General features: G+C 62.3%; 11 protein-coding genes. 5 read left to right on the forward strand and 6 right to left on the reverse strand.

Annotated elements, in window-relative coordinates; all coding sequences use genetic code 11:
• The first annotated feature begins 172 nt into the window (after positions 1-172).
• Complete coding sequence (locus HX783_RS18125; protein ID WP_177017794.1) at positions 173-1,138, forward strand: GlxA family transcriptional regulator; 966 nt, start codon at positions 173-175, stop codon at positions 1,136-1,138.
• Here the strand turns inward: HX783_RS18125 and HX783_RS18130 are convergent.
• Complete coding sequence (locus tag HX783_RS18130; protein WP_177017795.1) at positions 1,116-1,469, reverse strand: carboxymuconolactone decarboxylase family protein; 354 nt, start codon at positions 1,467-1,469, stop codon at positions 1,116-1,118. The two genes, HX783_RS18125 and HX783_RS18130, sit on opposite strands and share 23 nt — an antisense overlap.
• 99 nt (positions 1,470-1,568) lie before the next feature.
• Here HX783_RS18130 and HX783_RS18135 point away from each other — a divergent pair, with 99 nt between their 5' ends.
• Positions 1,569-2,471, forward strand: a complete 903-nt coding sequence (locus tag HX783_RS18135; protein WP_177017796.1) for an AraC family transcriptional regulator — start codon at positions 1,569-1,571, stop codon at positions 2,469-2,471.
• A gap of 134 nt (positions 2,472-2,605) precedes the next feature.
• Here the strand turns inward: HX783_RS18135 and HX783_RS18140 are convergent, their stop codons facing one another.
• The gene (locus tag HX783_RS18140) at positions 2,606-4,960 is read right to left on the reverse strand and encodes a penicillin acylase family protein (protein WP_177017797.1); all 2,355 of its coding nucleotides are present in this window, start codon (positions 4,958-4,960) and stop codon (positions 2,606-2,608) included.
• Between the two features lie 159 nt (positions 4,961-5,119).
• Between HX783_RS18140 and HX783_RS18145 the strand changes: the two genes are divergently transcribed.
• Together HX783_RS18145 and HX783_RS18150 are read left to right on the forward strand one after the other, a co-directional pair.
• Entirely contained in the window at positions 5,120-6,226 is a 1,107-nt protein-coding gene (locus HX783_RS18145; RefSeq protein ID WP_177017798.1) for a GNAT family N-acetyltransferase, read from the forward strand.
• Positions 6,223-7,101 carry a hypothetical protein gene (locus HX783_RS18150; RefSeq protein WP_177017799.1) on the forward strand — a complete coding sequence of 293 codons (879 nt, stop codon included), beginning with the start codon at positions 6,223-6,225 and terminating at the stop codon, positions 7,099-7,101. Before HX783_RS18145 ends, HX783_RS18150 begins: the two co-directional genes overlap by 4 nt.
• Here the strand turns inward: HX783_RS18150 and HX783_RS18155 are convergent.
• The 4 genes from HX783_RS18155 to HX783_RS18170 form a co-directional block, all read right to left on the reverse strand.
• Positions 7,079-8,302, reverse strand: a complete 1,224-nt coding sequence (locus HX783_RS18155; RefSeq protein WP_177017800.1) for a DegT/DnrJ/EryC1/StrS family aminotransferase — start codon at positions 8,300-8,302, stop codon at positions 7,079-7,081. The two genes, HX783_RS18150 and HX783_RS18155, sit on opposite strands and share 23 nt — an antisense overlap.
• Positions 8,299-8,712, reverse strand: a complete 414-nt coding sequence (locus HX783_RS18160; RefSeq protein ID WP_159960761.1) for a multidrug efflux SMR transporter — start codon at positions 8,710-8,712, stop codon at positions 8,299-8,301. Before HX783_RS18160 ends, HX783_RS18155 begins: the two co-directional genes overlap by 4 nt.
• Positions 8,712-9,068, reverse strand: coding sequence for an EamA family transporter (locus HX783_RS18165; protein ID WP_065902270.1), 357 nt, complete (start codon positions 9,066-9,068; stop codon positions 8,712-8,714). The genes HX783_RS18160 and HX783_RS18165 overlap by 1 nt, the downstream gene beginning before the upstream one ends.
• Before the next feature lie 90 nt (positions 9,069-9,158).
• Entirely contained in the window at positions 9,159-9,737 is a 579-nt protein-coding gene (locus HX783_RS18170) for a DUF6436 domain-containing protein (protein WP_177017801.1), read from the reverse strand.
• Between the two features lie 99 nt (positions 9,738-9,836).
• Between HX783_RS18170 and HX783_RS18175 the strand changes: the two genes are divergently transcribed.
• A complete protein-coding gene (locus HX783_RS18175) occupies positions 9,837-10,778 on the forward strand; it encodes an alpha/beta hydrolase (protein ID WP_177017969.1) in 942 nt (313 codons plus the stop codon).
• Positions 10,779-10,805: the final 27 nt, after the last annotated feature.

The raw sequence follows: 10,805 nt of genomic DNA on the forward strand, positions 1-10,805 counted from the left end.
AGTCTCTTGAAGTCTAAGAGGATCAAATGTGGGAGCGGCGGTGCGACGATTCGACTTGCTCGCGAAAGCGGTATGTCAGTTAATGCATGTGTCAACTGAACTACCGCATTCGCGAGCAAGCCCGCTCCCACAGGGGTTTTGCATTTATTCAGTTAGAAAAGGTATTTGCAGCATGGGCAAAACCGTCGCCATCCTGATCTTCCCCGGCGTTCAGTCACTGGACGTGACTGGCCCCATGGATGTGTTCTGCGAGGCCAACCGTTTTTTGCCGCCGCACGACCATTACCGGCTTGAAGTACTTGGCCTGGGCCACGGCAGCATGGCGGCCTCCAACGGCTTGTCGTTGCAGGCTCACACACATTACAGCGAAGCCCTGCAAGCCTACGACCTGCTGCTGGTCGCCGGTGGCCCGCAACTGCCCTTCGAAGATTTCGGCGCGCCATTTGATGATTGGCTGCGCGCCGCCGCCGCCCGCGCGCAACGCTTCGGCTCGATCTGCAACGGCGCCTTCATGCTGGCCCGTGCCGGCTTGCTGGATGGCAAAACCGTCACCACCCATTGGAACGACGCCGCCGACCTGGCGCGCTTGTGCCCCTCGGCCCAGGTCGACGCCGACCGCCTTTACGTGCAGGACGGCAACCTCTACACCTCGGCTGGGGTCACCGCGGGTATCGACTTGTCGCTGTTCCTGCTGGCCCAGGACCACGGCCCGGAAGTCGCGCTGAGCGTGGCCAAGCGCCTGGTGGTATTTACCCAGCGTTCGGGCGGGCAATCGCAGTTCAGCCCGTTTCTTACACCCCACGCCGAAAGCACCTCGGCGGTGGCGTTGGTGCAGTTGTACGTGCTGGCGAACCTGACCGGGGATTTGACCATCGCCGACCTGGCCAAGGCGGCCAATATGAGTGCGCGCAATTTCTCCCGGGTGTTTGCCCGTGAGGCGCGCATAACGCCAGCGGAGTTTGTTGAGCGGGCGCGGGTGGATGCGGCGCGGGTGATGCTCGAAAGCAGCCCCGCACCGCTCAAAACCGTGGCCTATCAATGCGGCTTTCGCGACGCCCAGCACATGCGCAGTGTGTTCAGCCGCCGGCTGGGCGTGACGCCGCAACAGTTCCGGCTTAACTTTGCGGCGCCGGTTTAAGCGTGTCGTAGGCTTCCAGCGCGCGTAGCGAGTAGATGTACGCGGCGCCGGCATTCATCGAGATTGCCGTGGCCAGCGTTGCCGCCACTTCTTCGCGGGTCGCGCCGGCCTTGATCGCTGCGTCGGCATGCACGCCGATGCAACCGTCGCAACGCGTGGTAATGGCCACGGCGATGGAAATCAGCTCGCGGGTCTTGGCGTCGAGTGCGTCGTTTTCTTCGGCAGCCTCTTCCAACGCCATGTAGGCTTTGACCAGCTTCGGGTTGCTCTTGCCCAGCGCGCCAAAGGCTTTTTTCACGGTAGGCAGCAAGTCGGACCAGTTATTGAACATCGCGGTAACTCCTGAACAGGTGAGGTGTGAAGCCAGTGTCTGCTGTTCGGTGTTGGCGTTATTGTTCAATCCGCTCATCTTTTTGACCGATGCTCGCAAATGAATTCGATCGACACCCTTATTGCGCTGGCCAACCTGCGCGGCAGTCTGGATTTGCGTTGCCAGTTCCAGGGCGACTGGGCACTGGATCACCCGCCAGAGCACCTCGGCGTGGCGCCGTACCACATCGTGCTCAGCGGCACGTGCCGTGCCGAGCTGTCGGGCGGGCAGCAGGTGACGCTGGAGGAGGGCGATATCCTGCTGATGCCCGGTGGCGCTACGCATTTGTTGCGCAGCCAGGGCGCGCGTATCCGGCCGATGCAGCCAACGGTGATCGAAGGTGGTGTGCTGCCGGTGTATCGCCTGGGCGGCGAGCGAACGGAAGTGGACATGCTCTGTGGCAGCTTTCACTACAACCGCCAGTCGCTGCTGTTCGGCGCGTTGCCGGAGTACCTGGTGGTGTCCAGCCGCCAATGGCAGGGCGACGGGCAACTGGCGGCACTGATCGCGCTGTTGCGCAGTGAAGCGGACGGCCAGCAACTGGGCGCACGCTCGTTTATCGACGCGCTGTCGTCGGCCTTGTTCACCCTTATTCTGCGCACTTGGCTGACCTGCCAGGCACCCGTGGCAGGCACCTTCGCTTTGCTCGCCGACAAGCGCCTGGGCAAGGCCTGGCAGGCGATGCTGGCCGAGCCCGGCCACGAGTGGACCATCGACAGCCTGGCGGCTGCGGCGAGCATGTCGCGGGCGACCTTCATGCGCGCGTTTGTGAAAGTGGCGGGTGTGTCGCCGTGGGTGCTGCTGACCCAGCTGCGCATGGAGCGGGCGTTCAACCTGCTGCGCCAGTCGCGCCTGAGCCTGCTGGATATCGCCGCCCAGGTGGGTTATCAGTCCCAGGCGGCGTTCAGCAAGAAGTTCAAGGAAACCTATGGCGAGGCGCCGGGGCGAATGCGCACACGATAGTGGCTACAACACAAGGCAAATGTGGGAGCGGGCTTGCTCGCGAATGCGGAGTATCAGTCACCCGATGTTTCGACTGACCCACCGCATTCGCGAGCAAGCCCGCTCCCACATTGAACCGCATTTCTTCAGGGCTATTACCGCGCTGGCAACAACTTCAACGTACCCCGCGTATTCGCCGTCACTTCCTCATCACTGAAATGCGCCTGCTCATACCCGCCTTCGATGTAGGTTTCCGCCTGGTCGCCATAGTGCGAATCAAACGGCACGCCGCTTTGCCCCACCGGGTTGATGGTCAAGGCGTGGGCCGGGTCGGCGAAGTCGATCAGCCGGCGCGTCGATGGCCCGTAGGTGACTGGCCACGGCGCGGGGCCGATCATGGCGGACTGGTTGTTCGGCACCTCGTGGGTGCCGGGGGCGGGGAAGGGGCCGACGTTGAAGAGCTTGTCCAGCGGCTTCTGCATGCCCAGCGGGTGGCCGTGGGTCAGGGTGTGCGCCTTGCCCCATTGCCACTGGCTCGGGTCGTCGCCGAAGGTGGCTTTCAGATGCGCCAGGCTGTTGTCCCACGCGAGCTTGACCGTGTCGGCGCGCTTGCCGTCCCACCACGGCGAGTCCGCTGAGGCCGCCAGGCGCGGCAGCGCCGCATCGATCACCCGCGTGGTGAGCAGGGTCTTGAACATCGCGTCGCCCAGTTTCGGGTGAAAGGCCGCGTCGGTGAGGTTGAACAGGAACTGGTTGAACACTGTGGCGCTGGTGGAATCCAGTGGGTAGTCGCCTTTCCAGGCGGCAAGCTGCTCCACCAGTTTCAGCTGTGCCGGGTCTTTGACCACCTCACGCAGCACCGGCAACAGCGGCGCCAGCAAGCGTGGGCCATAGGCGGTGGTGGTGCCCAGTTGCAGGGCCTGGCTGTTGTTCACGTCCCACTTCACGCTTTTGTCGCTCAGCTGCGTGTTCAACTGTTGGCCACGGTCGGCCAGGTTGTAATAACCGGGAATTTCCATGCCGGTGGGCGACACCGGCTGGGCATTCGCCGACACCACATAACCGCGCGCCGGGTTTTCTTCCTGCGGGTTGGCGCTGAACGGGTAGAAACCGAGCTTGTCGGCCTGGGCGGTGCTGCCGTCGAGGATAAAGCCGGGGTTGACCCCTGCCGGGCGAATCGGCAACTGCGCGGCCGCCCACCAGCCGATATCACCCTTGGCGTTCGCCCACACGATATTCAGCCCCGGCGCCGACACCATGGCCGCCGCCGCGCGTGCCTTGGCCAGGGTGTCGGCGCGGTTGAGTTGGTAGAAACCTTCGAGGATCGGGTTTTCGGTGTCGAGGAACGCCCACCACATCGCAATCGGTGTCTTGCCGGCGCTTTCGCCGAGCACATCATTGATGATCGGTCCGTGGGGCGAGCGACGCAGGGTGAGTATCACCGGGTCTTGGCCTTTGACCGCGATCTGCTGCTCGCTGCTGGTCATGTCGACCCACTGGCCGTGATACCAGACCTGGTTGGGGTTGTCCGGGTTGACCTTTTCGGCGATCAGGTCGAGGTCATCGTTCTGGAACATGGTCAGGCTCCAGCCGAAATCCAGGTTGTGGCCCAGGAACGCCACCGGCACCAACGCGTTGTGATAACCGTAGAGCTCAAAGCCAGGCGCCGAGAGCTGCGCTTCGTACCACACCGACGGCACCGAGAAGCGGATATGCGGGTCGCCCGCCAGCAAGGGCTTGCCACTTTTGGTGCGGCTGCCGCTGATGGCCCAGGCGTTGCTGCCTTCGAACTGCGGCAGACCGTTGTCGGCCAAGGCCTGATCGCTCAGGGAGGCGATGGCACCGAGGGTTTTCCAGTCGCTGGCGGCCAGGTTCAGCGCGCCCTTGGGTTGCCAGTCGAGGTCAAAGACTTTCAGGTAATCGCTGCCCAACTGGTCGCGAACGTACGTCAGCAACGGCTCGGTACGAAACGCGGCAGCAAAGCTGTAGGCCATGTACCCGGCGACGCTGATGGTGTCCTCGGCGGTAAACGGCCGCTTGGGGATGCCCAGCACGTCGAACTCCATGGGGCTGGCGTGGCTGTCCTGATATTGGTTGATGCCGTCCAGGTAGGCTTGCAAGGCTTTCCAGGCCTTGGAGTCGTGGTCAATGTGTTCCACGTAACTCAAGGCGCGTTCACGGATGCGCAGGCTGCGGAACAGCTTGTCGGTCTCCAGCACTTTCGGCCCCAGCACCTCGGCGAGTTCGCCACGGGCCAGGCGGCGCATGATCTCCATCTGGAACAGCCGGTCCTGGGCGTGCACGTAGCCCAAGGCTCGGTACAGGTCGGTCTCGTTCTCGGCGCGGATGTGCGGCACGCCACGGTCGTCATAACGCACGGTGACCGTGCCCTGCAGGTTGGCCAGTGTTTCGGTGCCCTGGCGAGTGGGCTGCTTGCTGTAGACATACCAGCCGGCGCCGGCCATGAGGGCGGCAATCAGGATAGCGAGCACGGTCAGGCTGCGTTTCATGGACGGTCCTTGGTCATTCACCTTTCAAGTCAGCGGAGTCTAATAGGTTTTTGACGAGGGCTGAGGGAAATGCTGATGTGCCTTGTCGACAGCCGAGGTTCAAGTGGAGAACACCCCATAGGCAGTATTATTCCACCTGTCATCTTTGAGCTTTTTGTCATGACTTGCGCCACGCAACCCCTGCCAGACTCCAGCCGCCCCGAGGCTACCTACGCGTGCTGCCTGGAGGCACAATCGCTGATCGAGCGTTTTTTGCAGCACCCGCCGGTGGGTTTCGACGTGCACCTGTCCGAACAGGGCCTGCCGTACTTCTTCACGCCCTTCGACCTGCTGACCACCGCCGACGATGAGTTCGAAAAACGCGTGCGTGGTTGGCCGGGGTATCGTTTCTGGCATACGTGGCTGCGCATCGACAGCTGTTTTGTCGGCACCACGGTCAGCGAATACTCGCCGTTGCCCCAAGGCGTGTCGCCGCAGGACCTCGCGCAGTGGCTGCAATATGAATGTGCGCCGCAGCGCAAACTCACCGTGATCAAAGACGTGCCGTGCAACTCGCCGCTGCTCAGCGACGCCGATAACCGCTACGCGCAAGACCTGATCGATGACTGCACCCGGCGTGGCTTCATCAGCCTGGAAGGCCAGGCGCTGGCGTATGTGCCAATCGACTTCACCACCATCGACGAATACCTGGCGCGTTTGTCCCACAGCCGTCGGCGCAATATCCGACGCAAATTGCGCAGTCGCGAGGCATTGCGTGTGGAAGTCCTGGACACCGGCGACGCACGCTTCAACGATGACGCCTGGCTGGCGCACTTGTACGCGCTGTACCGGGCCGTCTACGACCAGAGCGAGATCCATTTTGACCTGCTCACGCCGGAGTTTTTCAGCGGTTTGCTGAGGGACGCCGCCAGCACTGGGCGGGTCTTTTGCTACTGGCACTGCGATGGGTTGATCGGCTACAACCTCTGCTACGTGGAGGGCGACAAGCTGCTCGACAAGTACATCGGCCTGAATTACCCGCAGGCGCTGGAGTTCAACCTGTACTTCGTCAGTTGGTTTGTAAACCTGGAGTACGCCGTCGCCAACGGCCTGAAGTTTTACGTGGCCGGTTGGACCGACCCACAGGTCAAGGCCAGCCTCGGCGCCGACTTTACCTTTACCCGCCATCTGGTCTGGGTGCGCAACCCGCTGTTGCGCAAGCTGGGCAATCGATTCCGTCATCACTTCGAAAGCGATGCCCAGTGGCAACAGGAGCAGGCGTCATGAGCCAGGATCGAGCACCGCTGATTCTGGATTTCGATGGCGCCGTCAGCGACATTCCCGGCGCGATCACCTTGCCGTTGCAGGCCTGGCAGGAAAAAATCCGCTTCGGCTGCCGCTGGGCGCAGTTCAAAGAGCTGGAGACCGCACTGCACGCGCAGATGCCTAGCGACTACGGCTGCGTGTTTACCGGCAGCGGCGACTATCACCACCTCAGCCAGCTGCTGTTGAACCGACTGCCCAGCCAGCAGAAGTTCCAGCTGATCATTTGCGACAACCACCCGGACAACATGCGCTACCCGTTCGGCATTCATTGCGGCTCGTGGGTCTATTGGGCCAGCCGTTTGCCGCAGGTCGAGCACGTGCATGTGCTGGGCATCGGCTCGCAGGACATCGGCCTGGGCCACGCCTGGGAGAATCACTGGTCGCCGCTGCTCAAGCGCAAGCTGACCTACTGGAACGTCAACGTCGACACGCGCTGGATTAACTGGATCGGCGCCGGCCGCAGCAACCGCGCGTTCAGCCACCCGGATGAGCTGATGCGCGCGTTCCTGGCGCAGTTAGACCGTTCGCTGCCGGTTTACTTGTCCATCGATAAAGACGTGTTGAGCCCCGAAGTGGTCAATACCAACTGGGACCAGGGTGAATTCCTCGAGCAGCATTTGAATGACCTGATCAGTGCCTGCCAGGGCCGGATCATCGGCGCGGATGTCACCGGTGATGTGTCGGCCTACCACTACGAAAGCAAATTCAAGCGCTGGTTGAGTGCCTCCGATGGCCAGGAGGAACTGCCTGAGGCGCAAGTGCAGATCTGGCAACAGCAGCAGAACGAGCTGAACAGCCGTTTGGTGGCGCGTATCAACGAGGGCTGGCGACGATAGCTTTTAGCCGGGCCAGTATTTGCTCGAAGAGGGCGTCCGTCAGCCAGTGGCTGTTGCTGATCGACAGCGTGCGCGTGGCGAAGGCCTGGGCCTGGGTCATGTCGCTGCCAGGCTGCAACAGCGGGGCCACGGCCGGGTAGTCCGGCAAGGTGTGGATAAACAGGCGGGTCACGCCCAGCCCTGAGGTCCACAGCTGCGCCATTGCTGCATCACGCATCGTTGCCGACGGCATTATCACCATCAGAAACGGCCAGGTGCCTTGCTGCCCCGGCCGGTCCATCACGACCGAAACGCCGGGCAATGCATTCAGGCGTGCGGCGCGGCGCAGTGCCCGGTTGCGGCCTTGCTGCAAGTGATCGGGCAAGCGCGCCAGCGCGGCGGCGCCGACCTTCTGGCGATAGGCGCCGAGGTGGTGTAGCGGGATGTCATTGACCGAAAAGTCGTCGCCCACGGCCGCCACTTCATCGCCTTGGGCCAGCGCCTTGCGCAGCGCAATCCCATACACGTAATGCAAACCCCGCGGCTGGTAGGCCAGGGCGTAACCCCACAATTCGGCGCTGCGTTGCAGCTCCCAGCGCAGGCTGAAAGGCAAGTCGTGGCGGCACTGTCGGTGCAATGCCTGATGCAACACCGGGTCGCGGCTGAACAGCACGCCGCCTTCGGCCGTCGTCAGGCCTTTGCCCAGCGCCATGCTGAAAAAACCTACATCGCCTTTGAGCCCGACGCTGTGGCCATCGTCGAGTGCGCCCATGGCTTGCGCGGCGTCCTCGATGACCGCCGCGCCGACTGAGTCAGCAATGAGTTTGGCGGTGTCGACATCTGCCACGCGCCCCGCCAAGTGGGTAACCACCACGGCCAGTGTGCTTTCATCGCACAGCTGCTTGAGGTGTTGTTCGTCCAGGTCAATGCTGCCCGGTTGCAAATCACAGGGCACCACCCGCAACGGCGGGCAGTAATGCGCGGCCAATGCCACCAACGGGCAGGTGTAAGCGGGCACGATGAGTTGGGTGCGGCCGGGCATGCGCTGCTGCAAGGAGCGCAGCGCGATGACCAGCGCCGCCGTGCCTGAGCAGGGCAGCGCAGGCGTTGGAATCGAGAATTGGCGGGCCAGCGAATCGGCCAGGTCTGCGGAGCTTCCGAGCAAATCCCGCCAGCGCAAAGGCAGCCCTGCGGTCGGCGGAATCTCCCATCGGCGTGTCATGACACCGGGGCCTGCAACGGCTCGACCTCGGCCGGTTTGCTCTCTTTGTCTTCGCTGCGTGCCAGGCACAGAATGCCCGCGATAATCAGTGCGCCACCGATGATTTTAGGCAGGGTCAAGGTGTCATCGAACAGCCAGACAGAGATCAGCGTCACACTGATCAGCTCCAAGTGCGAGGCCGCAAATGCCGGGCCCACCGGGGCGTATTTGAGCAGCGTCATCCAGGTGAAGAAGGCGCCGATATAGCCGACAAAGGCGCCGTAGATCCACGGCGCGCCAAATACGCGAACCAGCCAGGCGGCGTCCATGGTCAGCGGCTCGGCATGCACCGAGGCGAATTTGAAGCTGACCTGCGCCAAGGTGTCGAAAATGATCAGCGCGAGAAAACCCAGGATGTAAAAGCGTTTCATCATTCAAACCCTACGACAGTCACACCACAGGCGATCAGCATGATGCCGATCAGGCGCCATTTGCTCAGGCTCTCTTTGAACAGGAACCGTCCGGCAATCATGATCACGACAATATTGATCGAGCCCAGCATCACGCCCACCGACAGCGGCACCAGGGTCAGGAACGCCAGCCACAACACGAATTCGAAGACGTAGCAGATTACCCCCAGCCAGATCCACGGCCGCTTGAGCATGTGCTTCCAGTGGGCGATGCCATCATGCTCGGCGCTGGCCGAGGCGGCGGCTTTAAAAGCCAACTGGCCGGACGTATCAACGATAACGTTGAGCATCCAGAGGATGATGGTTAACTGGCTCATGTATTCCTACGCTTACAATCTTGCTGAAAACGTACGATACAGCAGCCCAATGCTCGGGTGATTGGAGTTTGCCGGTTGAACAGGCTGTGTTCAGTTTGGTGCCTTGCTCCACTCGCAATAGCAGCCCACCGCCAGCGTATGAGTGGCATCGACCTCGCGCCCGGCCTGAAGGGCTTGCAGGATCGGCTCGATAAAGCTGTTGCTGGAGTTACACGTAAGCCCTTCGCTGTATGGCCCGAAATACGCAAGTTTGCCCGTGCGGTCCCAGATCCCGACAGCCGGAGTCGCCGGCACGTGGTCGGCACCGAACAGGGAATTAAGGGTTTTCATTTTGCGCAGGTTGTCGGGCAGTTGGCCGTGGCTGCCGGCCTTTTGCAGGGCGTAGAACTCGACGCCTTGGGGCGCGTAATGCTCGATCATCTCGCCCAGGTGTTGCTGGTTGCCGACGTTGCACGGGCAGGCCGGGTCCCAGAAGTGCACCAGGCGGATCGGGCCGGGGCCGGCGAGTTCGGCGGGCAGGCGCAGGGCATCGCCGGAGAACACCGCCGTGTGTTCGCTGAATGCGCGCAAGTAGCGGCCCTGAAACCAGTCGTACGCCGCCCACAGCACGCCGGCGCAGATGACCAGGATCAGGCTGGCGAACAGGGCGGAACGGTAGGGCTGTCGCATTCAGATCAATCCTCGAAGGTCGCGTAGCTTGCCATGCTTGCCCTGACAGATGAATATCACCGCTCGATATTCATCTTCACCGTCAGTCTGGAACCCTTTATGCCTGTGAGCTTTGACCCCGATCATCTGCGCGACAGCTTGCGGCCACTTGTGGATGTGCAACCGCTCAGCGCCGAGGCGCGGGTCTACCAGCGTTTCTACGGGCTGGACCTGGCCGCGCGCAAAGTACCTGCCGTGAGCCGTCTGGGGCGCTTTGAGGTGGATGGCTTCCAAGTGGTCGCCCAGGTGTGGTGGCCGCCTGCGCCTGTGGCGACGCTGTTCATGTTCCACGGCTTCTACGACCACATGGGCCTGTACCGTAACGTGGTGGACTGGGCACTGGACCAGAACTTCGTGGTGATTGCCTGCGATTTGCCCGGCCATGGCCTGTCCAGCGGCGCACGGGCCAGCATCGACGATTTTGCGGTGTATCAGCACGTGGTGCAGGCGCTGTTTGCGCAGGCCGAGGCGCTGCAGTTGCCGCAGCCCTGGCACTTGTTCGGGCAAAGCACCGGCGGCGCGGTGGTGGTCGACCATTTGCTCCATCACGGCGCCGACAGCCCGGCGCAGGGCAAGACCTTCCTGTTGTCACCCTTGGTGCGCCCGCGTGCGTGGGGTTGGTCGCAGGTCAGCTATTACTTGCTGCGGCCGTTCGTCAAAGGCATCGCGCGACGTTTCAGCGAAAACACCCATGACCCCACGTTCAAGCCGTTCCTGGAAGCCGACCCGTTGCAGCCGCGCCAACTGCCCACGGCCTGGGTGGGTGCGCTGGCGCGCTGGATCAAGCGCATCGAAGCCGCACCGCGCAGCCCGCGGCGGCCGCTGATTGTGCAGGGTGAGGAAGACATGACGGTGGACTGGCAGCACAACTTGCAGGTGCTGCGGGGCAAGTTTGATCAGCCTGAAGTGTTGATGATCCCGCGTGGCAGGCATCATTTGGCGAATGAGATTGCGGAGATTCGCCAGGAGTATTTCAAGTACCTCACCGACCATCTGAAGTAAGCACGCTTCAACTGTGGGAGCTGGCTT

The organism is Pseudomonas sp. D2002, assembly GCF_013385735.1.
Classification (GTDB): Bacteria; Pseudomonadota; Gammaproteobacteria; order Pseudomonadales; family Pseudomonadaceae; genus Aquipseudomonas.

Bases quoted from the DNA above. Each gene is read 5' to 3' on its own strand.
- HX783_RS18165 (WP_065902270.1), bottom strand. From the start codon at position 9,068: ATGAGCCAGTTAACCATCATCCTCTGGATGCTCAACGTTATCGTTGAT.
- HX783_RS18145 (WP_177017798.1), top strand. From the start codon at position 5,120: ATGACTTGCGCCACGCAACCCCTGCCAGACTCCAGCCGCCCCGAGGCT.
- HX783_RS18155 (WP_177017800.1), bottom strand. From the start codon at position 8,302: ATGACACGCCGATGGGAGATTCCGCCGACCGCAGGGCTGCCTTTGCGC.
- HX783_RS18125 (WP_177017794.1), top strand. From the start codon at position 173: ATGGGCAAAACCGTCGCCATCCTGATCTTCCCCGGCGTTCAGTCACTG.
- HX783_RS18150 (WP_177017799.1), top strand. From the start codon at position 6,223: ATGAGCCAGGATCGAGCACCGCTGATTCTGGATTTCGATGGCGCCGTC.
- HX783_RS18160 (WP_159960761.1), bottom strand. From the start codon at position 8,712: ATGAAACGCTTTTACATCCTGGGTTTTCTCGCGCTGATCATTTTCGAC.
- HX783_RS18130 (WP_177017795.1), bottom strand. From the start codon at position 1,469: ATGTTCAATAACTGGTCCGACTTGCTGCCTACCGTGAAAAAAGCCTTT.
- HX783_RS18175 (WP_177017969.1), top strand. From the start codon at position 9,837: ATGCCTGTGAGCTTTGACCCCGATCATCTGCGCGACAGCTTGCGGCCA.
- HX783_RS18140 (WP_177017797.1), bottom strand. From the start codon at position 4,960: ATGAAACGCAGCCTGACCGTGCTCGCTATCCTGATTGCCGCCCTCATG.
- HX783_RS18135 (WP_177017796.1), top strand. From the start codon at position 1,569: ATGAATTCGATCGACACCCTTATTGCGCTGGCCAACCTGCGCGGCAGT.
- HX783_RS18170 (WP_177017801.1), bottom strand. From the start codon at position 9,737: ATGCGACAGCCCTACCGTTCCGCCCTGTTCGCCAGCCTGATCCTGGTC.